Annotated in this window: 25 protein-coding genes and 1 tRNA gene; 14 read left to right on the top strand and 12 right to left on the bottom strand. The window is 66.6% G+C overall.

The window, feature by feature from the left end; all coding sequences use genetic code 11:
• The first annotated feature begins 39 nt into the window (after nucleotides 1–39).
• From KIK15_RS02420 to KIK15_RS02405, 4 genes are all read left to right on the top strand, one after another.
• Nucleotides 40–1,005 carry a squalene cyclase gene (locus tag KIK15_RS02420; protein WP_214242540.1) on the top strand — a complete coding sequence of 322 codons (966 nt, stop codon included), beginning with the start codon at nucleotides 40–42 and terminating at the stop codon, nucleotides 1,003–1,005.
• A gap of 63 nt (nucleotides 1,006–1,068) precedes the next feature.
• A tRNA-Met gene (locus KIK15_RS02415) sits at nucleotides 1,069–1,145 on the top strand.
• Between the two features lie 693 nt (nucleotides 1,146–1,838).
• Nucleotides 1,839–2,162 carry a CopG family transcriptional regulator gene (locus KIK15_RS02410; protein ID WP_214242539.1) on the top strand — a complete coding sequence of 108 codons (324 nt, stop codon included), beginning with the start codon at nucleotides 1,839–1,841 and terminating at the stop codon, nucleotides 2,160–2,162.
• 182 nt (nucleotides 2,163–2,344) lie between these two features.
• Nucleotides 2,345–2,875: a DinB family protein gene (locus tag KIK15_RS02405; RefSeq protein WP_307851702.1), complete on the top strand. Its 531-nt coding sequence runs from the start codon at nucleotides 2,345–2,347 to the stop codon at nucleotides 2,873–2,875.
• 161 nt (nucleotides 2,876–3,036) lie between these two features.
• Here KIK15_RS02405 and KIK15_RS02400 read toward each other — a convergent pair whose 3' ends face one another.
• From KIK15_RS02400 to KIK15_RS02380, 5 genes are all read right to left on the bottom strand, one after another.
• Nucleotides 3,037–3,321, bottom strand: a complete 285-nt coding sequence (locus KIK15_RS02400) for a DUF427 domain-containing protein (protein ID WP_250324077.1) — start codon at nucleotides 3,319–3,321, stop codon at nucleotides 3,037–3,039.
• A 111-nt stretch (nucleotides 3,322–3,432) separates the two neighbouring features.
• On the bottom strand, nucleotides 3,433–4,851 hold the full coding sequence (locus tag KIK15_RS02395; protein ID WP_214242537.1) for an ABC transporter ATP-binding protein: 1,419 nt from the start codon (nucleotides 4,849–4,851) through the stop codon (nucleotides 3,433–3,435).
• Nucleotides 4,848–5,642 (bottom strand): ABC transporter permease subunit, encoded by a 795-nt coding sequence (locus KIK15_RS02390; RefSeq protein WP_214242536.1) that lies wholly within the window; start codon nucleotides 5,640–5,642, stop codon nucleotides 4,848–4,850. The genes KIK15_RS02395 and KIK15_RS02390 overlap by 4 nt, the downstream gene beginning before the upstream one ends.
• Nucleotides 5,639–6,544, bottom strand: a complete 906-nt coding sequence (locus KIK15_RS02385) for an ABC transporter permease (protein WP_214242535.1) — start codon at nucleotides 6,542–6,544, stop codon at nucleotides 5,639–5,641. Before KIK15_RS02385 ends, KIK15_RS02390 begins: the two co-directional genes overlap by 4 nt.
• Before the next feature lie 68 nt (nucleotides 6,545–6,612).
• Nucleotides 6,613–7,938 (bottom strand): ABC transporter substrate-binding protein, encoded by a 1,326-nt coding sequence (locus KIK15_RS02380; protein WP_214242534.1) that lies wholly within the window; start codon nucleotides 7,936–7,938, stop codon nucleotides 6,613–6,615.
• Between the two features lie 401 nt (nucleotides 7,939–8,339).
• Between KIK15_RS02380 and KIK15_RS02375 the strand changes: the two genes are divergently transcribed.
• Entirely contained in the window at nucleotides 8,340–9,122 is a 783-nt protein-coding gene (locus tag KIK15_RS02375; RefSeq protein ID WP_214242533.1) for a class I SAM-dependent methyltransferase, read from the top strand.
• Here KIK15_RS02375 and KIK15_RS02370 read toward each other — a convergent pair.
• Together KIK15_RS02370 and KIK15_RS02365 are read right to left on the bottom strand one after the other, a co-directional pair.
• A complete protein-coding gene (locus KIK15_RS02370; protein ID WP_214242532.1) occupies nucleotides 9,062–10,087 on the bottom strand; it encodes a hypothetical protein in 1,026 nt (341 codons plus the stop codon). The two genes, KIK15_RS02375 and KIK15_RS02370, sit on opposite strands and share 61 nt — an antisense overlap.
• The gene (locus KIK15_RS02365; protein ID WP_214242531.1) at nucleotides 10,071–10,844 is read right to left on the bottom strand and encodes a hypothetical protein; all 774 of its coding nucleotides are present in this window, start codon (nucleotides 10,842–10,844) and stop codon (nucleotides 10,071–10,073) included. Before KIK15_RS02365 ends, KIK15_RS02370 begins: the two co-directional genes overlap by 17 nt.
• Before the next feature lie 279 nt (nucleotides 10,845–11,123).
• Here KIK15_RS02365 and KIK15_RS02360 point away from each other — a divergent pair, with 279 nt between their 5' ends.
• Nucleotides 11,124–11,660 carry an SgcJ/EcaC family oxidoreductase gene (locus KIK15_RS02360; protein WP_214242530.1) on the top strand — a complete coding sequence of 179 codons (537 nt, stop codon included), beginning with the start codon at nucleotides 11,124–11,126 and terminating at the stop codon, nucleotides 11,658–11,660.
• A 108-nt stretch (nucleotides 11,661–11,768) separates the two neighbouring features.
• Here KIK15_RS02360 and KIK15_RS02355 read toward each other — a convergent pair whose 3' ends face one another.
• Nucleotides 11,769–12,386, bottom strand: a complete 618-nt coding sequence (locus KIK15_RS02355; protein WP_214242529.1) for a Type 1 glutamine amidotransferase-like domain-containing protein — start codon at nucleotides 12,384–12,386, stop codon at nucleotides 11,769–11,771.
• Between the two features lie 76 nt (nucleotides 12,387–12,462).
• On the opposite strand from KIK15_RS02355, the gene KIK15_RS02350 reads away from it, so the two are divergent.
• Nucleotides 12,463–13,182 (top strand): glycoside hydrolase family 25 protein, encoded by a 720-nt coding sequence (locus KIK15_RS02350; protein WP_214242528.1) that lies wholly within the window; start codon nucleotides 12,463–12,465, stop codon nucleotides 13,180–13,182.
• Nucleotides 13,183–13,225: 43 nt separating this feature from the next.
• Nucleotides 13,226–13,681 carry a MaoC family dehydratase gene (locus KIK15_RS02345; RefSeq protein WP_214242527.1) on the top strand — a complete coding sequence of 152 codons (456 nt, stop codon included), beginning with the start codon at nucleotides 13,226–13,228 and terminating at the stop codon, nucleotides 13,679–13,681.
• A gap of 88 nt (nucleotides 13,682–13,769) precedes the next feature.
• Here KIK15_RS02345 and KIK15_RS02340 read toward each other — a convergent pair whose 3' ends face one another.
• From KIK15_RS02340 to KIK15_RS02330, 3 genes are all read right to left on the bottom strand, one after another.
• Nucleotides 13,770–14,366, bottom strand: a complete 597-nt coding sequence (locus KIK15_RS02340) for a TetR/AcrR family transcriptional regulator (RefSeq protein ID WP_214242526.1) — start codon at nucleotides 14,364–14,366, stop codon at nucleotides 13,770–13,772.
• A 297-nt stretch (nucleotides 14,367–14,663) separates the two neighbouring features.
• Nucleotides 14,664–15,881, bottom strand: a complete 1,218-nt coding sequence (locus KIK15_RS02335) for an acyl-CoA dehydrogenase family protein (protein ID WP_214242525.1) — start codon at nucleotides 15,879–15,881, stop codon at nucleotides 14,664–14,666.
• Between the two features lie 45 nt (nucleotides 15,882–15,926).
• Nucleotides 15,927–17,294: an acyl-CoA dehydrogenase family protein gene (locus tag KIK15_RS02330; protein ID WP_214242524.1), complete on the bottom strand. Its 1,368-nt coding sequence runs from the start codon at nucleotides 17,292–17,294 to the stop codon at nucleotides 15,927–15,929.
• A gap of 197 nt (nucleotides 17,295–17,491) precedes the next feature.
• Between KIK15_RS02330 and KIK15_RS02325 the strand changes: the two genes are divergently transcribed.
• Nucleotides 17,492–17,896, top strand: a complete 405-nt coding sequence (locus KIK15_RS02325; RefSeq protein WP_250323901.1) for an NINE protein — start codon at nucleotides 17,492–17,494, stop codon at nucleotides 17,894–17,896.
• A 40-nt stretch (nucleotides 17,897–17,936) separates the two neighbouring features.
• Nucleotides 17,937–18,377 carry a DUF2752 domain-containing protein gene (locus KIK15_RS02320; protein WP_214242523.1) on the top strand — a complete coding sequence of 147 codons (441 nt, stop codon included), beginning with the start codon at nucleotides 17,937–17,939 and terminating at the stop codon, nucleotides 18,375–18,377.
• A 21-nt stretch (nucleotides 18,378–18,398) separates the two neighbouring features.
• Here KIK15_RS02320 and hisN read toward each other — a convergent pair whose 3' ends face one another.
• Nucleotides 18,399–19,208 (bottom strand): histidinol-phosphatase, encoded by an 810-nt coding sequence (gene hisN, locus KIK15_RS02315; protein WP_214242522.1) that lies wholly within the window; start codon nucleotides 19,206–19,208, stop codon nucleotides 18,399–18,401.
• A gap of 67 nt (nucleotides 19,209–19,275) precedes the next feature.
• Between hisN and KIK15_RS02310 the strand changes: the two genes are divergently transcribed.
• The 4 genes from KIK15_RS02310 to KIK15_RS02295 all read left to right on the top strand — a co-directional run bounded on the left by KIK15_RS02310 (nucleotide 19,276) and on the right by KIK15_RS02295 (nucleotide 22,273).
• Nucleotides 19,276–19,653 (top strand): hypothetical protein, encoded by a 378-nt coding sequence (locus KIK15_RS02310; protein ID WP_214242521.1) that lies wholly within the window; start codon nucleotides 19,276–19,278, stop codon nucleotides 19,651–19,653.
• 67 nt (nucleotides 19,654–19,720) lie between these two features.
• Nucleotides 19,721–20,836, top strand: coding sequence for a peptide chain release factor 2 (gene prfB / locus KIK15_RS02305; RefSeq protein ID WP_214242520.1), 1,116 nt, complete (start codon nucleotides 19,721–19,723; stop codon nucleotides 20,834–20,836).
• Between the two features lie 7 nt (nucleotides 20,837–20,843).
• Entirely contained in the window at nucleotides 20,844–21,782 is a 939-nt protein-coding gene (locus KIK15_RS02300; protein ID WP_214242519.1) for a mechanosensitive ion channel family protein, read from the top strand.
• Nucleotides 21,779–22,273, top strand: coding sequence for a hypothetical protein (locus tag KIK15_RS02295; protein WP_214242518.1), 495 nt, complete (start codon nucleotides 21,779–21,781; stop codon nucleotides 22,271–22,273). The genes KIK15_RS02300 and KIK15_RS02295 overlap by 4 nt, the downstream gene beginning before the upstream one ends.
• The last annotated feature ends 23 nt before the right edge of the window (nucleotides 22,274–22,296 follow it).

Here is a 22,296-nt window from a genome sequence, read left to right as displayed (position 1 = left end):
TCGTTGATCAGGCGGCGGCCGGGAACTAGCGTTCCTCTGATGGCGCTACCCGACGTCGGAGTCGACTGGTTGCTCGATGCCGACCCCACGCTGCGATGGCAGGTCGAACGCGACATCATCGGTGCGCCACAGGCCGTCTGGGAGGCGACACGGGCCCGCACCACGGTCGTTGGCCACGGGGCCCGGCTGCTGTCGCTGCAAGACCCCGACGGGCGATGGGCCGGCGGAGCGTACTTCCCGGCCGGGTTCGTCGATGGTGGTGATGACGGTCAGCCGTGGACGGCGACGACATGGACCCTGACCACCCTGAGGGAGTGGGGCGTCGATGCCGAACCGCTGCGACGGCGCGGGACCGCAGAGCTTCTCGCCGCGAACGCCCGGTGGGAGTACGACGATCTGCCCTACTGGGGTGGCGAGGTGGATGCGTGCATCAACGCGATGACGCTCGCCAACGGGCAGTGGCTTGGCGCCGACGTCGCGGCGCTCGTGGACTGGTTCGTCGATCACCAACTCGCCGACGGGGGATGGAACTGCGAATGGGTTGAGGGCGCGCAGCGTTCCTCGTTCCACTCGACGCTCAACGCACTGCGCGGTCTGCTGTCCTACGAGATCGCCACGGGCGACGTTCGCGTTGCGTCGATCCGCCGAGCAGGCGAGGAATACCTGTTGTCGCGCAATCTGTTCCGCCGGGCCAGCACCGGCGAGATCGTCGGCCCGTGGGCGGCCCGGTTCGTGTACCCGGCGCGTTGGGTCTACAGCGTGCTCGGCGCGGCCGATCACCTGCGGATGGCCGCCTGCGTGGACGGCGTCGATCCCGACCCGCGGATGGCCGACGCGATCGCTCTCATCCGCGCCGCCCGCCGCGCCGACGGTAGGTGGATGCAGGGTGGCCGGCATAGAGGCGCGGTGTGGTTCGAGACCGATGTCCCGCCCGGCGAGCCGTCCCGCTGGCTCACACTCATCGGGACCCGAGTGCTGGCCTGGTGGGACGACCATCACCGCTGATACTGCAGCTCAGGGCGCGATTTGCGGTCTGTGCGCGCCGCTGTGTAACGTTGCGTTCACCAACGCGGGGTGGAGCAGCTCGGTAGCTCGCTGGGCTCATAACCCAGAGGTCGCAGGTTCAAATCCTGTCCCCGCTACCACTTTCAGGCTCGGAGATCGTAGATCTCCGGGCCTGAAAACATTTGAGATCTGATTCGACAGCCAAAATCCGGCCAGAAACTCGGCCGAGGCGCCCTCCAGGAGCCCCCGTGCGGCGAACGGGATGGATGATTAAGCGCCACGGAGGCGCGTGGAACGGCCAGCACACCTGTTGGTCGTGGACAACACCACCACCATGAACGGCCTGGAGCCACGGCTGAGGATCGAGGCTCTTGCCGAGTAATCTCGACGTGCCAGTCACAACGATTCGCGACTGCCGCACCGATGTCGAAGGTCCCAAGATGCCGTCTGACCAGGAGGAAGCGGTAGAAGACCGAGTAGAGCTTATGGCCCTACCGCTGCGTAATGAAATGCATTACGATTGGCGTGTGTTCGAGCGCGTCGACTGGTCGAAGCGCGGCGATTACATGCAACGCCAGCACTGCATCACGCCACGGTGGCAGACGACGCGCTTGGCGACCCAAACCGGATCGTCATTGATCCCGACTACAACAGCACAAGCGGCGAAAGCATCCGAATCGTCGGCTTCTCGACCGTCGCCGACGACATCATCACGGTCATCGTGCTTCACCACGAGGGAACCGATTACGGCGTGAACGGGTGGTCAGCCAACGCGAAAAGGACCGCCGCATCTACCACGAAGGCAGCTACGCCGACGAGGAAGGAGAAGACCCATGAGCAAGAAGATCGACGACCTGCTCGCCGCCGAGGCAAAGGCGGTCGAGGAGGCCGAGGCGGGAAGCGACCCGAATGAGCCGTTGCCTGCCCACGTCAAGGTCACGCGCGGACATCCGCGCGCACGCAACCTCCAGGTCCGCTTCCGCGACGACGAGTTCGATGATCTGACGCAGTACGCCGAACAGCGTGGCCTGCCGATCTCGACGGTGGTGCGCTCTCTCGTGCTCCAGGCGATCGCTCCGGCCGATGACCTCAAGTCTGCACTGGACAAACTGGAGACCGACCTCGCAGCCGTGCGGCGTAAGGCCCTCAGCGCCTGACCCCCGACAGGTTCAGCCGGTGGCACTCGCGGCATTCACTGTCAACGGCACCCGGTACGAGCTCGTCGAGTTCGGCAGCATCTGTTGAGTTGCGGTGTAGCGTCCGCGCAGATGACCGAGAATTTTCGCGCCTTCGCCAAGAGCTATCTCCACGATGACCTGCGCGATGCTCGAGGGCGCTGGTGTGGAAGCTCGACGGGTTGGGGGAGTGCGACATTCGGCGCCCGCTGACCGGCACAGGCACCAATCTGCTTGGCCTGGTGCGGCATCTCACGATGACCGAGGCGCTGTATTTCAGTGACGTGTTCGGTCGACCTCTCGACGAACTATTGCCGTGGAATCATCCAGACTCCGAGGCCGGGTCGGACTCGTGGGTGCCCACCGACGAGTCACGATCCGAGGTGCTGGAACGCTGCGCACGAGTCTGCACACACACTGACGCCACGATCGCTGAGCTGCCGATCGACACCCCCGGCTTCGTGCCCCACTGGCCGCGCCCACACGTGACGCTGTTCAACGTGATGGTCCATGTCCTGGGCGAGACGTTGCGTCACGCCGGCCACGCCGACATCCTGCGCGAAGGTCTCGACGGTACGACCGGGGCTTACCCGGAGGTGCCCGAACCGGAGGAGCGTGACCGCCTGTATTGGCAAAACCGTTGCGCACGAATCGAAGCCGCAGCGAGAGAGGCTGCGCGACGTTACCCGACTTAAGCGGCGATCAGCCCGCAATGAGGCTGGCGAGGCGAAACTTCCGCCCACTCGATAGGGCTTACCGCCCACTCGACGGGGATTTCCGCCCAGTGGACGCCGTTTACCGCCCACTCGATGGGGATTTCCGCCCAGCGGACGCCGGTTTCCGCCCAGTGGACGGGTCAGGCCTCTCGGACGGTGACGCCCTTCCAGAACGCCACCGCATCCTTGATCTGTGCGGCGTCGGGCTTGGGTTCGGGGTAGTACCAGGCGGCGTCGGTGGCCACCTGGCCGTCCACGGCAACCGAGTAGTACGAGGCGGTGCCCTTCCAGCCGCACACGGTGTGGGTGTCGCTGGGGGACAGGAACTCCTGCTTCACCGACTCGGCGGGAAAGTAGTGGTTGCCCTCCACCACCACGGTCGCATCGCTCTCGGCGATCACCTGATCGTTGAACACGGCCTGCATCGTCGTCACGGATTCTCCTCGCCTAGGCGCTCGTGGTCCTCACCCGATGGTAAACCGACCCCGACAACGCTCCGGGGTGAGTGTTCTCAGCTGGGCAGGGCGTCGGGCCCGTTAGCCCATGTCGATTTGTGCCGAACACAGCCGACGCACCACGTCGTCGTCGTGGGTGATGATCAACAACGCCATCCCGTCGTCCCGGAGGCGGGCCAGTGTGGTCAGGATCAGGTCGGTGGTGACGGCGTCCAGTGACGCGGTCACCTCATCACAGATCATCACCTGCGGCCGCATGGCCATTGCGCGGGCGAGGCCGATCCGTTGTCGTTGTCCGCCCGACAGCTGGTCGGGTCGCCGCCGCGCGAGCTCGGGATCGAGATCGACGTCGGAAAGCACCTCCGCCACCCGCGCCTTCAGCGACGCCGCCGGAACTCTTCCGCGTCGCACGATTGCTCGACGCAGCGTCTGTCCCACGGTGATCGAGGGATTGAGGGTGGTGGCCGGATCCTGTGGAATCAACGCAATGGCCAACGCCTGCAGACGAGTTCGTTCGCCGACAGTCGGGGCCAGGCGGCAACCGGCGAGCTCGATGCGGCCGGCAACGGGCCGGTGCAGCCCGACGATCCCGCGGGCGATGGTCGTCTTGCCACATCCCGACGGTCCGCACAGGGCCAGGGCCTGCCCGCCCGCGATCGTCAGGTCGATCGTGCCGAAGCCCGATGACTGCCCCAGATGACGAACCGACAGGCCGGTGACGGTCAGCGCGGGAGTCCGAACTCGACGGTCAGGCTCTGGGCGGCGGGGCCGGACCGGTGGCGCGACCATAGACGAAGGACGGGGCGTCGCCGCACGCGCCGACACCACCCGGCCGCCACGGCACTCGATCACCTGATCGGCCAACTGGTCACAGACGCGCTGGTCGTGGCTGAGGAGAACCACCGACAGGCCCGAGATCGATTGCAGTCGTTGTATTTCGGTGATGACCGTGGCGATCGCCCGCGAGTCGAGACCGGCTGTCGGTTCGTCGAGGATGAGTGTCGACGGCGACGCCGCCAGTGCCCGGGCCAGTGCGACTCGCCGCCGCTGCCCGCCCGAGAGCTGATGCGGTCGGCGTTCCAGGAAGTCGCGGTCGCCAGGTAAACCCAGAGTGGCGCAGGCGAACTGGGCGGCGTCGTCGGAATCGCCCAGCTCGCCGATCAGCGAGCGCACCGTCATCGTGGGGGTCAGCGCGGCACCGGGATCCTGCCCGACGAACCCGACGGTGGTCCGTCGCAACGTGCGGCGCACTCGTGGCGCGGCCAGTCTCCCGTCAACGATGAGATCGACACCACCGACGCTGACCCCACCCGACCGCAGACGAAGTCCGGGGCGAATGTGACCAACCATCGCCAGTGCGGCGGTGGTCTTCCCCGATCCGGACCGACCTGTCAGAGCTGTCGTGGTCCCGGCGTCGACCCGCAGGGACATCGAGTCCAGGACCGCCGCTCCGGCCAGGCTGTCGATGCACAGGTCGTCAACCACGATGGCCGGCGTCATCGATCCGACCAGCGATCGGCGACGATGCTCACCGGCACGCACAGCAGCGCGATCATCGCTGCAGGCGCGCACACCGCCCAGGGGTTGAGCATGATGCCCGAGAGGTTTCGTTGGATGGCCACCGCCCAATTCGCGCCGCCGTCGGTGGTGGCGCCGCCGAGGAACGCGACGGTGGCCACCAGCTGCACCGCCCCGACGAATCGGATCCCGACATCGGTCAGCATCGGTCGCAGCATGCAGGGTGCGATGTCGGCGATGCTGACGCGCAGTCGGGAATCACCGGCGGCCAGCGACGTCTCGACGAAGCCCCGGCTGATGATCGATTCCGCGACGCGACCCAGGTATCGACTGGTGAACCCGACGGTGGCGGCGACCACCACGATGACCAACGAAGCGGGACCGAGGCCGGGACCCGAAACCAGGACCAGGATGACGATCATCGCAGGCACCACCAAGGCCACATCGGTCACCACGCGGACGGGGACCCGCCACCACCCGGGCCATGCGGTGAGCAACGCGATTGCGGCGCCGATGATCTCGGCGATCAACGCAGCTGCTGACGGAGCGAGGACAAGCGGCGCGCCACCTGCGAGCGTGCGGGCGGCGACATCGCGCCCCAGGTAGTCGGTTCCCAGGACCCCGGTGTCGGTGAACGGTGCCCCGACGACCACATCGCGTTCGGGAAGGCCCAGCCACCCGGCGAGGTGCCCGCCCCCCAGGGCGACCCCGATCATGCCCAGACTCAGACAACTCCACAGCCACGCGCCCACCGGCAGGGTCGGAAACCTCATCGGGGCGCCAGGACCTGATCGCCGCGTGATCCGGCCATGTCGGCCACTGCGTAGGCCATCGCCACGATCACCACCAGGATCATCGTGATGGACGCCACCGCAGTACTGTCGCGGGCTGCGATCCGGGAGACCAGCAGGCTACCGATCCCGGGGTAGCCGTAGACGTTCTCGATGACCACGGTCCCGGCGACCAGATAGGGGACCACTGCAGCGGCCACCTGCGCCAAAGGGCCCACGGCACCAGGCATCAGATGCCGGAAGACGACGACCCGCTCGGGCACCCCGGCCAGCCGTGCCGCCTCGACATGCGGGCGCAGGTTCTCGGTCGCCACCACCGCGCGGGTCAACCGGGTGGCGATCACCGCGCACATGATGGCCGCCGTCATCGTCGGCAAGACCAGGATCTCGGGGGTGTCCCAGGGGGGTGAGCCCGGTTGGGTGAGTGACACCGGCGGTAGCAATCGGGTCCACAGGGCGAACACCAGCAGCAAGCCCACGGCCACCACGAACTCCGGGGTGGCCAGTACGGCGGTGGCGGCTGTGGAGATGACCCGGTCGGCCCGGCGGCCCGCCCGCGTGCCCGTCCAGATCCCCAGTCCCACCCCGAGCACCAGTGCAGGGATGACCGCGCACGACGCCAACACCACCGAGTTTCGGATCGGGATCCCGATCACCTCCGACACCGGTGTTCCGGTGTCGAGGGTGCGTCCGAGGTGACCTGAGCCCAGCCCGCCCAGCCACTCGAGGAATCGGTCGACGCGTGGCCGATCGAGGCCCAGCGCGTCGCGGCGGGCATCGAGGGCGCTCGCCGAGGAGGTGCGCAGCGACTGCGTGGCCGCATCACCGGGCAACAGGTCGACCGCCCAGTAGACCGTCGGCGCCGCCAGAGCGACCACGGCCACCGAGCGCGTGCTGATAGCCAGCAGTGCGCGACTGCGATCCCTACTCAGGCCCATCGTGGTGGTCGACGTCAGCTGAACGCGGCGGAACCGAACATGGGGGCCGACTGCCCCACGGACACCTCACCCAGTGCCCGAACGCGTCCGTCGATGATCTCTTGGAAGCCCCAGATCAGATCGCCACCCTGTTCGGCTGCGATCTGCGCTGTCTCATCGATCAGGCGCTGGCGAGTGGCCGGGTCCACTTCTTGCGCCATCCGCGTGAGCCGGCTGTCGTAGTCGGCGTCGCCGAATCCGCTGAGGTTGAAAAAGCCTGCGCTGCCGGTCATGAAGGGCAATGCCGAGCTGGTGGTGCGGTTGAGATAGTAGGTGGTGAACATGGGCAGCCGCGCCAGGGCTTTCGTGTCGGCGTAGAAGCCGGCCGGGTCGGCGGTGACGATGGTCAGAGCGACCCCTGCCTGCGCGAACTGGGTCACCATCAGTTCGGCGGCGGCAGTGAGACCGGCAGAGACCTCGGCCACGGTGAACTCGATCTTCCGAACGCCGGCCGCAGCGAAGAGCGCCCTGGCCTTGCTCACATCGCGAGTGCGTGCGGGAAGGCCGGTCGGATAGGTCGGCAGGCCCGGACCCAAGAGGTCGTTGCCGACCGTGCCGTAGCCCTGAAAAACATTCTTCACCAATGCTTCTCGGTCCACGGTAAGTTTCGCGGCCAGCCGTACAGACGGGTTGTCGAACGGGGCCACCCTGGTGTTGAGGATGACCGCCAGCGCCTTCGAGCTGGCCGGGCCGGAGGATCCGATGGCGAGGTCGCGGCGGCTGGACAGGGTTCGTGCCGATGTCGGTGACAAGTCGTAGGCATAGTCGACCTGGTTGCCTGACAACGCATTCGCGCGCGTATCTGGGGTATTGATGGCGCGAACATCGAGTCCGGGAATCTGTGCGCGTAGGCGGGCGCCGTCGACACGATCCAGGCTCCATCCTTCGGCGGCGGTTCCTCCGGCGAGCCGAAACGGCCCGGACCCGATGGTCGCCGTGGGATCGCCGTCCTTCATCACCAATGATGCCTGCGTGAGGACCGACTCGATCAGGTCGGCCCGTGGTCGGGTGAGGGTCAGCTCGAGTCGGGTGGGGTCAACAGCGCGGCTCGCGGCGAGGTCCACGTCGGTGAAGAAGCTGCCCAGTACGGGACTGGCTGCGAAGTGTCGGAGGCTGGCCAGCGCATCGGTGGCGGTCACCGGTGACCCGTCGCTGAAGCGAATGGAGTCACGCAGTCTGATCGTCCAGACGCGTGCGTCGCTGTTCGGGGTGATCTCCTCGGCGAGGAGCAGCTCGGTACGTCCTTGCCGTACCGCGACCAGCGACTCGTACATCGCATACATCGCGATGTAGGTCGCCACAGCCGATGCGGTACCCGGATCCAGAGAATCGGCGGGATTACCGATCGCGGCAACGCGAACTCTGCGATCAGACGACGACCGAGCGGAACTGCCGGCGTCAGCACATGATGTGGCTGGGAGGGCGACCGAGAGGCTCGCAGTTGCGGCCGCGGCAATGCGAAGAAATTGACGACGATCCATGTTCAGTACTCTGACAACTCTCACCTCAGATGCGGCATGCGCGACATATCGCCTGTGGCGCATGGTATTCGGGGACGATTGCCCCGGGTGGGGCAGGACGATACCCAACATCTCGCGGGTTGGCGAACCGTGGAAAATTTATCAATTGATCTGCATATTGCGACACAATCAATTCAGCGATCAATGCGGCTGCACGGATTCGCCGCACTATGGTTGACGACATGATCGCCACCGGTTCGCAATTCGCCGATCCGCACGTCGCCGACCAGCACTCAGAGGGTTATGCGACCAATGCCCAGTACTACGAGCTGATCTTTCCCGACGAGGTGATCGAGTCGGTGGGCGCAGGGCTGACCCAATTGTTGTCCAGCACCGGAACTGTGGTGGAAGTTGGTGCGGGTACCGGGATGTTCACCCGACTCATCTTGGACCGTCTGTCCGCCGGTGCCGAGGTGTTCGCTGTCGAACCGTCTCCGGTGATGCGCGCCGCTTTGGCCACGAGGCTGGCTCACCACCCCCGCGCAGATGGCCTGACGATCATCGACGCCGATGGGCTTACCGCGACGTTGCCCCCAGACATCGGTGGAGTCGACACCCTGGTCTTGCTGCACGTACTCAGCCACTTCTCGCCCGAGGCTCGCGCTCGACTGTGGTCGATCTGGATTCCGCAGCTCGTCGACGGCGGGCTGATCGTGGCCGACCCGTTGTGGCCAGAGCAGCCTATGCCGGTGCCTGCGATGGTGCAGCCCGGGCGCATCCTGGGTCGGCGTCGCTACGAAAGCTGTTGTGAAGCAACGGTGCACGACGATCCTGCCGGCCGCCCGATGGTGCAGTGGCGCATGACCTACCGCACCTACGAGGCTGATCGGTTGGTGGGCGAGGATTCGGTCTGCTTTCCTGCGCACGTGGTCTCGCGTGCGACCATCGACTCCGAGCTCGTCGACTACGGGGTTGTTCCGATCGCGGATGTCGCCGGTGTCTGGGCGTGGAGGGTGTCGCGGTGAGATGATGCCGCTGCCGAACGTTGGCAGGTGGGACCGTCGAACGCCGCCCGGTTGGCCAGCACCCATTGCGCCAGCGCTGAGAGCGTGGCGGTACCGGAGGAGAACGAGCCGTCGCGTGGGCGTGCGGCCAGAGCGACCCCGAAAGTGCCCGCGGCGTCGGACACCAGGGCGATCTGGCGCACCAGATACTTGCCGTCCGGGTCGGGGCCCCAGCCGCCCTTGGCTGCGACAGTGCCCGTCCCGGCCAACCCCCACTGCTGTCCTGGTTCGATCTCGCGCATGGCCGCGATCACTGAGGCCGATCCGGTGATGCAGGGGAGCTGGCGCGCGAACCGGGCCTGGGCGGCCAGCGGCCAGCGAGTTTGCCCGAACGCGGTGAATCCCGTTCGTATGCGCGCTGATTGGACGGAGGTGGTGGTGTCGCCGGACTGCGCCAGCACCGCGGTGACCGCTGCGGCCGCCTGGGTCGGGGTCCCCAGCGAGGTCCAGAGATCTTCGGCGGCGGCGTTGTCAGAGGCGGTGAGGGCCCGTCGCACCAGACCCGACACCGCGCCGCCGCCGTGACCGATCGCGGCAATCGCCAAGGGTGCCTTGATGGTCGACCACGCCGGACCGGTCATCGGCACCCCGAAGGTGAGGGTGCGCGATCCGCTGACCACGACCACCGCGACCTCGGCGTCCAGGCCGGCATCCAGCGTGCGAAACGAGGCAGCCACCCGGGCCGGCACCGAGGATGTGCCTGCAGCCGTCGGATCGACCAGCGTGGTCGACGCGCCCGTCGATGGGGTCGAGTGATCGCTGGACGGCGGGGCGCCAGAACCCGTCGTACGGGCGCCCGATGACGGCGGTGCGGCGGAATCCTGTGGCGCCGCAAAACATCCCGCCAGCAGCAGCACGCTGGTGAGCAGCACAGCGAGCGGCCAGGTGGATGAGGTGGTGCGTGTCGGCTCAGTAGATGTAGACACGCGCGTTGTTCCCGCCGATGCAGGTGATCCACGGATCAGAACCCAGGACTGCGCAGGTCATCACGAAATCGTTTCCGCGACAGGGCCCGTACTGCGGATCACACGGCACTGTCCCGGGTGCGACGACCGGACGACTCTGTACCGAGGGCTGCGGATAGGTGCGCGCGTAGGCCAGCAGCACGTTGGCTGCGAACTGACACGACGTGGCCTCACTGGCCCGTCCGGAGTGCGTTGCCCACCCGGTGCGATCGGGCAGCTTGTATCCGGCGCCGCAGGTCTGGTTGTAGGCGTCGGGCGCGGTGATCAACGGCGGCACCACCACTGGGCGGTTGGTCGGATCATTCGGATCGGTGGTCGGCGCCGGATCGGTGGTCGTTGAGTCGTCGGTGGTCGTCTGGGGCATTGCGCCGTTGCCGACCGGCCCCGGTCCGGTGTCGTCGGCGGTGGACGACGAGCTGCGATGGTTGCTGACCACGACCACCGCGATCACGACGATCGTCAACAGAATGGCTGCGGCCGCGGTGATCAGCACGAGGGGCAGCGTTCGCGGCTTCGATGTGGCGCTTGGGAAGTCGGTGTAGGCACCGCGTACGGCGACCGGGGCGTCGGGATACGCCGGCGGCGGATAGAGCTGGTAGAAGTCCTGCGGGCCGCTAGCTGCGGGCGGGGGATGGTCCGGTGAACCGTGGTTCTCGGGGCCTGGCCCGTACGGATACCTGCCGTCGGGCTGATTCGGCGGCGGTGGCTGACCGTTCACCACCACCCCCTTCACGGCGCCGCAGCGCGGGTCTGTATTGCTCGGATGTGCAGATTGTGCCGGTTGGCCGCGTAGTGGGACAAGTGCTTTGGTTTCGGTGACCCGACTGCAGCGCTGTGATGTGCGGCTTTACATTCGGCCCAGTGTCTTTACCTGATCTTGGCGGAAGGCTTTCGTTCTCCGACCTAACTGTTGGACGGCTCTTGACGTGCGAAGGCGCAATCTTGAGTCATCAACCAAACGGCAACACCGCCGGATGAGAAGGAGAGGGAAAATCCCATGAGGAAGTTCACCCGAATCGCAGCTGTCGCAACCGCTTCCGTCGCCGCAGTCGCCATGGTCGGGGCCTGCAGCTCGGACGACAACAAGTCCGACGAGAAGAAGGGCACCACGGCAGCGGTGCAGAACGCTTCCTCGGACGGTAAGGCGAGCGAGGCTGAGATCGCGGCCCTCTTCGATCGCTGGAACAGCAAGCTCGCCACCCTCGACGCCCAGAAGGTCGCCGACGAGTACGACGACGACGCCGTGCTGCTGCCGACGGTCAGCAACACCCCGCGTACCGATCGCGAGATGATCGTCAACTACTTCCAGAACGAGTTCCTGCCCAAGAAGCCGCAGGGCAAGGTGGTCCAGTCCTTCGTCAACGTGATGGACGAGAACAGCGCGGTGCACAGTGGGGTCTACGACTTCACGCTGACCAACACCGACGGCACCAAGTCCGTGGTGCCGGCGCGCTTCACCTTCGTCTACGAGAAGGAAGACGGCCAGTGGAAGATCGAGGAGCACCACTCCTCGGCCATGCCCGAGAAGGCCTGATGATCTGAGGTGCCCACTCCCCGGGGCCGGTCCGTACGGACCGGCCCCGGTTCGTCGTCTGCCCGGTTTGTCACCGTTCTCGCCCTGTGTGAGGTCACTGGTCGCGGGTCAGTGGCGGGGGAGGATCATCGGTCCGGCCCCCCGATCGATCAGCACGTCACCGTCACGTAGCGCCACGTGCGCACGCCCTGCTGCATCCAGTCGCGCACTGAGCGCGCTGCACTCGAGCGCTTCGGGGTAGCGGCCGCCGACGTGCGGGACGACGGGCCGATCGATCAGCCCCAGCCCGTCGAATCGTGGGGAGGCGACGGCGCGCGAATCGTCCACCTCGGCAACCCAATCGAGATCTGGTGCCAGCACCGCGCCGCCGGCGCTGTAGCCGGCGTACGTCATCGTCTGCGCACGCACCCGCGCGCTGATCACCTCGTCGGCGCCGGCGACGGCCAGGGCGTCGCGCAACACGAAGGTGTTTCCGCCGCGCACCCACACGGCGGCCACCTCGGCCAGCCGGTCCACGTCGGTCGCAACGCGCAGGTCGAGTTCGGTGGGAACCAGACCCAGTCGCCGCAGCTCGTCGCTCTCGAGTCGGCCGGCCAACGTGCGATCGGATGCACTGCGATCGTCGATCGCGTTGAGCACCACCCCGATCCGGGCCCCGACCCCAACCAGCTCCACCAGCGCGTCGGGATGGTCACCGATGCCGAAGGACGACAGATACAGGTGCATGGGCGAAGGCTAACCTGACCGTCACAATCGAACCTCGATTACCCCACCAGCCCCATCAGCACCTACCGTCTCTCTCATGAGTTCACGATGGCGAGTTTCGTGCAAAGCATTGGTGGTGTCCATCGGAGTGTCCGGACTGCTGATCACGGGCGGCACCACCGCGTACGCGCAGAGCGGTCCCGACGTCTCGTCGTGGCAGCATGTCGACGGCACCCTGATCAACTGGTTCGCGGTGCGGGCGTCTGGGCAACAGTTCGCGATGGTCAAGGCCACCGAGGGACTCACCTACGTCAACCCCTACTTCGTGCCCGACTCGATCGGCATGCGGCTGGCCGGAGTGGCCCGCGGCAGTTACCACTACGCCGACCCGGCGCTGCCCGCCGCACCCCAGGCCGCGTTGTTCGCTCTGGTCACACTGGGAATCAACGGCTACGGCGATCTGCCGCCGGTGTTGGACCTGGAGAAGACGGGAGGTCTGCGCCCGGCAGCCCTGGCCACCTGGACCCAGCAGTACCTCGACACGGTGCAGGCGCTGACCGGGCGGATGCCGATCATCTACACATATCCCAGCTTCTGGCGCACCGCGATGGCCAACACCACCCGTTTCACGCGCTACCCGCTGTGGATCGCCGACTACAACGGCGCATCCTCGCCCGGCCCGCTGCCCGGCGGATGGCCGAACTGGACTTTCTGGCAGTACACCAGCACCGCGGTGGTGCCTGGTATCCCCGGACGCGCCGACATGAATCGATACAGCGGATCCCAGGGAGACCTGCGCACGCTGGCGCGAATGTGACATCTGCATCTGCCGCCAGGCCGGGCCCCGGTAACTTGAGGCCATGCGAGTATTCACATCAGCAACAGACATCCTGGCCGCGGTCGGCGACGAGCTCGGGACCAGCGAGTGGCTCACCATCACCCAGGAGCGGGTCAACCAGTTCGCCGATGCCACCGGCGATCACCAGTGGATTCACATCGACGCCCAACGCGCGACCGCCGAGAGCCCCTTCGGTGGGCCCATCGCGCACGGATATCTGACCTTGAGCCTGGTGCCCTTCCTGGGTGCGCAGGTCTACCGCATCGACGGCACCAAACTGGCCATCAACTACGGATCGAACAAGGTGCGCTTCCCCGCGCCGGTGCTCGTCGGCTCCGACGTGCAACTGTCGGCAACGCTGACCGATGCCAAGGAGGTGGGGGCCATGCTGGAACTGGTGGTGACGGTGACGGTGACGGTGCGCGATGCACCCAAGCCGTCGCTGGTCGCCGAGACCATCACCCGCGTCGCCTTCTGACCCGGCTCCATCCCGATCGGCCATCGCCCACAGCGCACATCAGCTCGTGACGTGCGCTGTGGGCGGTGAACGTGGTCGGGTGCTGCGCTCAGAGCGTGGCGGTGGCCACTGACAGCAGCATCTCGTTCGCCTCGTCCCCGAGAGCGAACGGAGTGCGGGTGGCTGCGCTCTGCAGCGCCAAGCCGTCTGCGTAGACCAGGATCCGGCCCACGCGCGTCCGGGCGGTCTCTTCATCGATCCCGGCGCGGACACAGGCGGACACCAACATGCGACGGTAGGCGTTGAGGCACCGTGCGCTGATGTCCGACGCCGTCGGATTGCGGCCCGACTCGGTGTAGAGCTCCAGCTGCGCCATCATCCGGTTCGGCGTGCAGTACGAGTTGCCGAAGTCGTTGACCACCGACCGCAGCACTTCGACAGGATCGAGCTCGGAGCCTTCGTAGCGCCCGCTGATCTCGTCACAGTGTGCGACCACCGAGTCGGCGTACCGGGACAGCGCTGCAGTCAGCAGCGCGTCGCGGTCGGCGAAATGGTAGGTCGTCGATCCCAGCGATAACCCAGCTGCATCGGCCACCTCTCGCAGCGTGATCGCGTGGAGCCCCCGCTCTCCGATCAGGCGCAACGTGGCATCCAGCAGCACGTCGCGACCGGTTCCGCGGGCGACTGTCGCTCGACGTGTCTTCATGTGTGTTCCTCACCCTCGCTGCACTCCGTGTGGACCGCAGCCCGCTTTGACAGTAACCAATGGAACAACGGCGATCCACAAACACGCCGGGAAACGCCCATCTGCACGGAATTATCCACCCGTTTCGGGATCTTGAGACGCTTCTGAGACTCTCGGCCTGTCGCCGCTGCCGTCGGCGGGCTCATAACAGCAGGTCGAGCGTCCCGGTGGTGGCGGAAAGCACCGAGCCCGGGTGCACCGTGCGGTGCACCCGGGCTCGATGGGGGCGACGAGATCAGCGTCGCCGATCGATCGTGATCACTTCAGTTCGGCGCTGGTCTTGTTCAGCACACGGCGCGCGATGATCAGGTTCTGGATCTGCTGGGTGCCTTCGAAGATGTCGAGGATCTTCGAGTCGCGGGCCCACTTCTCCAGCAGCAGACGCTCGGAGTAACCCAGCGTGCCGGCCAACTCCACTGCGCGCGTGGTGATGTCGACGACGCTGCGTCCAGCCTTGGCCTTGGACATCGACGCTTCTTTGGAGTTGGGCTCCTTGTTGTCGGCCATCCAGGCAGCGCGCAACATCAGCAGGTACGAGGCCTCGTAATCGGCCTCCATCCGCAGGAACTCGGCGGCGGCGGCGTGCTGGCTGTTGGCGGGCTTGTCGTAGTCGATCTCCACACCGGCGTCTTCGAGCAGCCGACGCAGCTCCTCCAAGGCGGCACGAGCGACACCCACGGCCATCGCGGCCACCATCGGGCGGGTGTTGTCGAACGTCTGCATGACGCCGGCAAAGCCCTTCTTCACGTCGACCTCAGGCGAACCGAGCAGGTTCTCCTTGGGGATGCGGCAGTTCTCGAAACGGATCTGCGCGGTGTCGGAGACCTTGATGCCCAGCTTGTGCTCCAGGCGCTCGATGGTGACGCCCGGATGCTCCCGGGGCACCACGAAGCTCTTGATGGCGGCACGGCCCAGGCTCTTGTCGACGGTGGCCCACACGACGATGTGGGTGGCCCGCGATCCGGCGGTGACGTAGATCTTCTCGCCGTTGATGACGTAGTCGTCGCCGTCGAGGACGGCGGTCGTCGACACCGCGGCCGAATCGGAACCGAAGCTGGGCTCGGTGATGGCCATCGCGGCCCACACCTTGCCGAAACGCTTGAGCTGCTCGTCGGTGGCCACCGCGGCGATCGCGGCGTTGCCCAGACCCTGATAGGGCAGCGTGAGCATCAGCCCCAGATCGCCCCAGGCGACCTCCATCGAGTTGAGGACCGACTGCATGTTGCCGCCGTTGATGATGGTGCCCGCGGGCACCTCCTTGTGCGGCTGCTTGCGCCCGCCGTCGGCTCCGGCTCCGGCCTGACCGGCGTCGTTGAGGCCGTCGTAGAGGCTGGCGAGCGTGTCGAGCTCCACCGGGTAGTCGTGTTCACGCAGGTCGTACTTGCGGGAGATGGGACGGAAGATGTTCGCCGCCGCCTGATGCGCCTGGTCTACGGTGACCTGCAACTTCTTGGGCAGTTCGAGATTGATTGCCATGATGTTTCTCTCTCAAAAAGGTTGTGACAGTGGGCGTTCGAAGATCTACAGGACGACGATGCCTTCGCCGATGGACGCGGCGCGCAGGTCGCGGTACCAGCGCTCGACCGGGTGTTCCTTGGTGAATCCGTGGCCACCGAGCATCTGCACACCGTCTGAGCCGATCTGCATGCCCTTGTCCGACACCAGCTTGCGGGCCAGCGCGGCCTCGCGGGCAAACGACAGGCCCTGCTCGGCGCGCGAGGTGCCGCGCAAGGTGACCATGCGCAAGGCGTCGACCTCGGTGGCCATGACGGCCACCGTGAACGCCACGCCCTGGCGGTTGGAGACGGGCTCGCCGAACGCCTCACGGGTGTTGACGTAGGGGACCACGTAGTCGACAACGGCCTGTGCGGTACCCACGGCCAGCGACGACCAGCCCAGGCGGGCCAGGCGCACCACGTCGCGGTAGGCGGCGAACGCGGCGTCACCCTCCTGCTCACCGAGCAGCGCCGAGGTGGGCACCGACACGTTGTTGAGCAGCAGGCGACCCATGCCCGCAGCGCGCACTCCCATGCCGGGATCGGCCTCGATGATCAGGCCGTCGGAGTCGGATTCCACGATGAACAGGGCCGGACGACCGTCGAGCACGGCGCCGACGATGAACAGCTCAGCCGAGCCGGCGGCGGGCACGAACGACTTGACGCCGTCGAGCTTGTAGCCCGAGGGCACGCGGGTGGCCTTGGTCGTGATGTCGAACGCGTCGAACAGCGCGCGTGGCTCGGCGATGACGACCGAGGCCTGCGGGACGGTCTCGCCGGCGAAGTCGGGCAGGTAGGTCTTCTGCTGACCTTCGCTGCCGAACTGGGTGAGGGTGGAGGCCACGCCGCTGGGAGCCAGCAGGGGCAGGGCCAGCCCCATGTCGCCGTATGCCATCGCCTCGGCGACCAGGCCGTTGGTCACCACATTGCGCTCATCGGCGGCGCCGTCGAACTCCTCGGGCACGTTGATCATGGTGATGCCGAGCTCGACCGCGCGGGCCAGCAGGTCCTCGGGGGCAGCGGCGGCCTCGTCGGCGTCGTGAGCCGCAGGGCGCACGATCTCCTCGGCGAACTCGCGCACCGTCTCGGCGATCATCTTCTGCTCGTCGTCGGGGGCGAGACTGAAAACGTCTTTGGATGCCGACGGCAGGCGCTTGGGCTGGCTACCGCCCTGGGCCGACTTGAAGGTGCGGTTGGCGGCGCCCAGGGTCTGGAATCCGGTCTTGGTGGCCTGGTAGGCGATCCGGTTGATGGGTTCGCGCAGCCCGAACTTCTCGGCGAGGTCCGACCCGGTGAGGGTCGAGAGGAATCGCATGGCCGCGCCCAAGCCGTTCTGCTTGGGCAGCGCCTTGCCCACCGCAGAGGTGTCGCGAGGCTCGGTTTGAGTAGACATTTCGCACCTGCATTTTCGTTGACGATGTGGTGTGGTCTTCCCACGGACGGTCCCGACCTTACTCGGCGGTAAGGTCCATCTTACCGGGGAGTAAGAAAGATGTCACGAGGGTCACACCCGCGGTCTGGAGAACATGCGGTGAACCGCGCGTCGACACCCCTGGTTAAAACGGTCATATGTCGCATATGGTGTGCGCCATGACGCAACCTCCGATGAGTCCGCCGCCGGCGCCCAACCCGCATGGCGACACCTTCTTCGCATCCATCCTGGGCCAGGAGCAAGGGCCCATGACCTTCACTGACCTGCAGAATCTGACCCGCACCGGGCAGATCAAACCCGAGACCCAGGTGCGCACCGCCTCAAGCAACTGGTTCCCGGTCAGCCAGGTCCCAGGACTCTTCTCCGGCAAGGAATGGCTGACCACCGTGCTGCTGTCGTTCTTCCTCGGAGGCTTCGGGATCGACCGCTTCTACCTCGGATACACCGGGCTCGGCATCGCCAAGTTGCTGACGTGTGGTGGGTTGGGGATCTGGACGATCATCGACTTCATCCTGATCGTCCTGCGCAAGCTGCCGGACTCCAACGGCCTGCCGCTCAAATAAGCCCCACCCGATGACGTCGGTTCGTGGCACCGTGGATTGCGTGAGTGCTTCGCGTGTCGACGTGGTCCGTGACAACCCGTCCGTATCGGCTGCGGCGGCGGCGGGCGCAGCCGCGCTCGTCGCCGCCGCCGTCATCCCCGAGTCACTCAGTTCGTCGGGGCCGATCATGTGCCCGGTCCGATTGCTCACCGGACTGCCGTGTCCGGGCTGTGGACTCACCCGCAGTTGGATCGCCACCGCCCACGGTGACCTCGGCGCCGCTTTCTCCTACAACGCATTCGGGTCGTTGAGTATGGCCTTCGTCGCGGTGCTGGTGATGGCGTCGGGTGCGTTGTTGCTGGCCCGTCGTGACCTGGCACCGGTCGGGCGGTTGGTCAGTAACCCGCTGGTCTACGCCGTAGCCGCGGTCTGGATCGGCTACGGCGTGGTGCGGGCGGTGGCTGCCGCGACCGGCAGTGGCCTGTTCCCGTCGGTCAGCTGAGCCGAGGAACCGAGGTCCAGCTCACGCCAAACCGGCGAGCACGGCTTCATGGAGGTGGCCGTTGCTGGCCACCGCGCTGCCGCCGTGGGGGCCGGCGCGGCCGGTCAGATCCGTGAAGCGTCCACCGGCTTCGCGCACCAGGACATCGAGTGGCGCGAGGTCCCACAACGACACCTCTGGCTCCAGCGCGATGTCGATCGCTCCTTCGGCGAGCAGGCAGTAGCTGTAGAAGTCGCCGTAGGCGCGCACCCGCCACACCCGATCGGTCAGCTCGATGAACTGCTCACGGGACCCGCGATCAGCCCACCCGGTGAGGCTGGAGAACGACAGGCTCGCCGAGGACACCGCATCGACCCGGGACACCGAGATGGCGCGGCTGACGCCGTGCGGGTCGCGGGCGTAGGCGCCGGCTCCGGTGGCCGCCCACCAGCGGCGGGTCAGGGCCGGTGCCGAGACCACCCCCACCACCGGGGTGCCGTCGACGAGCAGGCTGATCAGGGTGGCCCATACCGGTACCCCGCGGACGAAGTTCTTGGTTCCGTCGATGGGATCGATCACCCACTGGCGACCGGTCAGGGCCACCGCGCCGCCGAACTCCTCACCCAGGATCGCGTCATCGGGGCGGGCCTGGCCCAGTGCGCCGCGCAACGCGGTCTCGGTGGCGAGGTCGGCGTCGGAGACCGGCGTGAGATCGGGTTTGTCCGACACCTGCAGGTCCAGGGCGCCGAATCGGTCCAGGGTGATGGCGTCGGCGTGGTCGGCCAGCTCGATGGCGAGCTGGAGGTCAGCGGCGTACGAGGACCCGGCGACACCAGGGTCGGAGGAGGTCATGCCGGTAGAGTAGAGGACACCGTCGCCAATGCCTCAGATGCGGGCATCGCACCGAGAGGAGCGCTCGATGTTCATCACTTTTCTGTTCATCCTGGCGTTCGCGGCTCTGCTGGTGCTGACGGTGCGGCAGTTCCAGCGCTCCCGCGGCACCGGTGGTGGGCTCAGCGCCGCAGCTGCTGCGCAGTTGCGCGAAGGGACCTTGACCGTGACCGGGGTCAGTGATCGTCCAGGCGAAGGCGACAAGAACGGCGAGGTCTTCTGCACCATCTCGGGCACCATCATCGGGCCCGAGACCCACCCCACCGATGTCTACGGGCACATGGTGGTGGCGGCTGCGGCACGCTGGCCGCAGCTCGGAGATGACCTGCCGGTGGTCTACAAGCCCGGCAAGGTCGATTCCACCTGGAGTTTCGGCCAGCTGCAGCCACCCAAAGAACTGTTCTGAACCCCGCGCGCCGTTGCGGCCGGTCGCGAATTCGGTCCGGCGCGCCGGCGCAGTAGCCTGGTGAACCGTGCAACCCGACGTACAGGCAGACCTCGAGGCCCTCGACACCACTCTGACCACCGTGGAGAAGGTGCTCGACCTCGACGAGCTGGCCCGCCGCATCGACGAACTCGAACACCAGGCCGCCGACCCTGATCTGTGGAACGACCAGGAGCACGCGCAGAAGGTGACCAGCGAGCTCAGTCATGCCCAGAGCGAACTGCGTCGGGTTCGTGAGCTGCGGTCGCGGCTCGACGACATGCCGGTGCTCTACGAGATCGCCGAGGACGAAGTGGGCGACGCCCAGACAGCGGCGCTGGCCGATGCCGACGCCGAGCGGAGCACACTGCGTACCGACATCGAGGCCATGGAGGTCAAGACCATGCTCGCCGGCGAGTACGACGCCCGCGACGCGCTGGTCAACATCCGCTCAGGCGCCGGCGGTGTCGATGCCGCCGACTGGGCCGAGATGCTGATGCGCATGTACATCCGGTGGGCCGAGAAACACGACTACGGCGTAGAGGTCTACGACACCTCCTACGCCGAGGAGGCCGGGCTCAAGAGCGCGACCTTCGCGGTCAAGGCGCCCTACATGTACGGAACGCTGTCGGTGGAGATGGGCACTCATCGCCTGGTGCGGATCAGCCCGTTCGACAACCAGGGACGGCGGCAGACATCGTTCGCCGAGGTCGAGGTGCTTCCGGTGGTCGAGACCACCGACCACATCGACATCGACGAGAACGATCTGCGCGTCGACGTGTACCGCTCGTCGGGTCCCGGCGGACAGTCGGTCAACACCACCGACTCCGCGGTGCGTCTGACCCATATCCCCACCGGCATCGTGGTGACCTGCCAGAACGAGAAGAGCCAGCTGCAGAACAAGGTCGCCGCCATGAAGGTGCTGCAGGCCAAGCTGCTGGAGGTCAAGCGCAAGGAAGAGCGCGCCGAGATGGACGCGCTCAAGGGTGACGGCGGCTCGAGCTGGGGCAATCAGATGCGTTCCTATGTGCTGCACCCGTATCAGATGGTGAAGGACCTGCGGACCGAGTTCGAGGTCAACAACCCCTCGGCGGTGCTCGACGGTGACCTCGACGGCTTCATCGAAGCCGGAATCCGGTGGCGCATGGCCACTCAGGACGGCTAGGCGCGACATGGTGCACGTGTTGGCGACGGGTCCTGCGGGCAGTGATCGGCTGATCCGATGGCTCTCGCTGGAAGGTCTGCAAGTCCTGTTGTTCATCGTGGGCGCATTGCTGGCCACCCGGTTCATCCAATGGGTGTCCAAGCGGATCACCACCCGCATCGACAACGACTTCACCACCAGCGACGAGTTGGTCCGGTCGGAGACCTCGAAGCACCGGCATTCGATGGCGCAGGTCGTCTCCTGGGTTGCCATCGTCATCGTGTACCTGTTCGCCGCAGTCAACATCATCCGCATCTTCGACGTGCCGATCACCGGATTCGTCGCTCCGGCGACGGTGATCGGGGCCGCGTTGGGTTTCGGTGCGCAGCGCATAGTGCAAGACCTGCTGTCGGGCTTTTTCATCATCACCGAGAAGCAGTACGGGTTCGGCGACGTGGTGGAGCTCGCGGTCATCGGTTCACCCGAGACCGCCTCGGGCACGGTGGAAGACGTGACGCTGCGGATCACCAAGATCCGCTCGATCGACGGTGAGGTGATCACCGTGCCCAACGGCCAGATCGTCAAGGCGATCAATCTGTCCAAGGACTGGGCGCGCTCGGTGGTCGACATCCCGCTGCCCCCAGGCACCGACCTGAGCCGGGTGAACGATCTGCTGCACACCATCGGTGAACAGACCTTCGCCGATCAACGGATGCGTCCGCTGCTGCTCGACGCGCCGACCGCGATGGGTGTCGTCGAGATGGACATCGACGCGGTCACGGTCCGGATCGTGGCGCGAACGTTGCCGGGCAAGCAGTTCGAGGTGAGCCGGGACCTGCGTGCGCGGATCGTGCGCACCTTCGGACGCGCCGGGATCGCATTGGCCACCGGCAGCCCCGAGGTGACCGTCGCCTTGACCGGATCGGGTGTGCCCGTCCCGCCACGATCGACGGAGCAGGCCGAATGAGCATTCCCACAGCCGAACCCGATCCGCGCCCCACCCCTGGGGAAGCGCCTGCCGCGGTGGGGCCGGACTCGTCTGGGCAATCGCGGCCTGCTGCGGCACCCGTATCCGGGACCCGTTTGCGGCGCCTCCTGCCGCGCCACCTGTTCGGTGGCCGTGCGCGCACCGGCACAGTCATCCTGGTGTTGTTGTTCGTCGGCCTGCTCACGCTCTACGGGCAGCGCGTCGATCACTACGACAAGATCGACAAGCAGAACCGGCCGCCGAGCATCACGCTGCCGGTCGTCACCGAACCCGTGCAACAGAATTCGCCGGTCACCACGGTCACCTCCACGCCGTCGTCGGCGAGTGCTGCTCGGCCACCGCAGGATTCAGGTAGCCCTGCGTCATCGTCATCGTCAGCGCCCGCCGGCATCACACCGTCGGCGATCACCCCGGGGCCGGCACCCGGTGAGGTGCCCACGACGACGGTCACCGTGCCCCCGACCTCCTGAGCCCGACCCCGGGTCTGCGGTAC

The sequence above is a fragment of the Williamsia sp. CHRR-6 genome, from assembly GCF_018474015.1.
In the GTDB taxonomy this organism is placed as follows: Bacteria; Actinomycetota; Actinomycetes; order Mycobacteriales; family Mycobacteriaceae; genus Williamsia_A.
This window is presented reverse-complemented; position numbering and strand designations above follow the sequence as displayed.

What these genes read in the sequence shown, in the direction of transcription:
- KIK15_RS02395 (WP_214242537.1), bottom strand. Translation starts at nt 4,851, where the DNA reads ATGACGCCGGCCATCGTGGTTGACGACCTGTGCATCGACAGCCTGGCC.
- KIK15_RS02345 (WP_214242527.1), top strand. Translation starts at nt 13,226, where the DNA reads ATGCGAGTATTCACATCAGCAACAGACATCCTGGCCGCGGTCGGCGAC.
- KIK15_RS02400 (WP_250324077.1), bottom strand. Translation starts at nt 3,321, where the DNA reads ATGCAGGCCGTGTTCAACGATCAGGTGATCGCCGAGAGCGATGCGACC.
- KIK15_RS02340 (WP_214242526.1), bottom strand. Translation starts at nt 14,366, where the DNA reads ATGAAGACACGTCGAGCGACAGTCGCCCGCGGAACCGGTCGCGACGTG.
- KIK15_RS02360 (WP_214242530.1), top strand. Translation starts at nt 11,124, where the DNA reads ATGAGGAAGTTCACCCGAATCGCAGCTGTCGCAACCGCTTCCGTCGCC.
- KIK15_RS02375 (WP_214242533.1), top strand. Translation starts at nt 8,340, where the DNA reads ATGATCGCCACCGGTTCGCAATTCGCCGATCCGCACGTCGCCGACCAG.
- KIK15_RS02420 (WP_214242540.1), top strand. Translation starts at nt 40, where the DNA reads ATGGCGCTACCCGACGTCGGAGTCGACTGGTTGCTCGATGCCGACCCC.
- KIK15_RS02410 (WP_214242539.1), top strand. Translation starts at nt 1,839, where the DNA reads ATGAGCAAGAAGATCGACGACCTGCTCGCCGCCGAGGCAAAGGCGGTC.
- KIK15_RS02355 (WP_214242529.1), bottom strand. Translation starts at nt 12,386, where the DNA reads ATGCACCTGTATCTGTCGTCCTTCGGCATCGGTGACCATCCCGACGCG.
- KIK15_RS02350 (WP_214242528.1), top strand. Translation starts at nt 12,463, where the DNA reads ATGAGTTCACGATGGCGAGTTTCGTGCAAAGCATTGGTGGTGTCCATC.
- KIK15_RS02330 (WP_214242524.1), bottom strand. Translation starts at nt 17,294, where the DNA reads ATGTCTACTCAAACCGAGCCTCGCGACACCTCTGCGGTGGGCAAGGCG.
- KIK15_RS02310 (WP_214242521.1), top strand. Translation starts at nt 19,276, where the DNA reads ATGTTCATCACTTTTCTGTTCATCCTGGCGTTCGCGGCTCTGCTGGTG.
- KIK15_RS02390 (WP_214242536.1), bottom strand. Translation starts at nt 5,642, where the DNA reads ATGAGGTTTCCGACCCTGCCGGTGGGCGCGTGGCTGTGGAGTTGTCTG.
- KIK15_RS02335 (WP_214242525.1), bottom strand. Translation starts at nt 15,881, where the DNA reads ATGGCAATCAATCTCGAACTGCCCAAGAAGTTGCAGGTCACCGTAGAC.
- KIK15_RS02295 (WP_214242518.1), top strand. Translation starts at nt 21,779, where the DNA reads ATGAGCATTCCCACAGCCGAACCCGATCCGCGCCCCACCCCTGGGGAA.
- KIK15_RS02325 (WP_250323901.1), top strand. Translation starts at nt 17,492, where the DNA reads ATGACGCAACCTCCGATGAGTCCGCCGCCGGCGCCCAACCCGCATGGC.
- hisN (WP_214242522.1), bottom strand. Translation starts at nt 19,208, where the DNA reads ATGACCTCCTCCGACCCTGGTGTCGCCGGGTCCTCGTACGCCGCTGAC.
- KIK15_RS02300 (WP_214242519.1), top strand. Translation starts at nt 20,844, where the DNA reads ATGGTGCACGTGTTGGCGACGGGTCCTGCGGGCAGTGATCGGCTGATC.